The organism is Oleiphilus sp. HI0061, from assembly GCF_001635675.1.
Genome location: NZ_LWFE01001770.1, coordinates 1 through 638, shown reverse-complemented (window position 1 = coordinate 638; position 638 = coordinate 1). Strand labels below are relative to the sequence as shown.

1 protein-coding gene is annotated in these 638 nt (G+C 42.8%); it reads left to right on the top strand.

Annotated elements, in window-relative coordinates; all coding sequences use genetic code 11:
- Positions 1 to 146 precede the first annotated feature (146 nt).
- The gene (locus A3735_RS27000) at positions 147 to 584 is read left to right on the top strand and encodes a YcgN family cysteine cluster protein (protein ID WP_082865207.1); all 438 of its coding nucleotides are present in this window, start codon (positions 147 to 149) and stop codon (positions 582 to 584) included.
- Positions 585 to 638: the final 54 nt, after the last annotated feature.

Below are 638 nucleotides of genomic sequence, written 5' to 3'. Positions count from 1 at the left end.
CGGATGCTAAGAAAATTTTGGACGATATTGCTGAGAAAGGCTTTTATTTGCAGATGCCGCCAGCAAAAGACCCGGAAATGTTGGATTTATATAAGCCACCTAAAGATAGTTTGCACGGCTAAATTAATGACGGTGAGACGAGTCAATTGGCGGTAGATAAGTTTTTTTGGAAAGAAAAAGCCTTAGACCAGCTTTCGAAAGAAGAGTGGGAAGCTCTGTGTGATGGCTGTGGTAAGTGCTGTATGCATAAGCTCCAGGATGAAGACAGCGATGACTTGCTGTTTACCTGTATCAGCTGTGAATATCTGGATACGGATGCTTGTCAGTGTACTGTCTATTCCAAGCGAAACAATTATGTGCCTGACTGTCTTAACCTAAGTGTGACTGATTTACCTGAGGTCTCGGTATGGCTCCCTGAAACTTGTTCTTATCGTTTGCTATTTGAAGGGAAGCCGCTACCCCAGTGGCACCCCTTGATCGCGGGTAGCAAAATTATGATGCATGAAAATCACATTTCGGTGCGCTCAAAAGCAATCAGCGAAAGCCTGGTTTCAGAAGACGATTGGGAAGACTACATAATTTAGTTTGTTATGGCTGTCAGGCAGATGAACTACACTAAAAATTGCGAATTAATAATG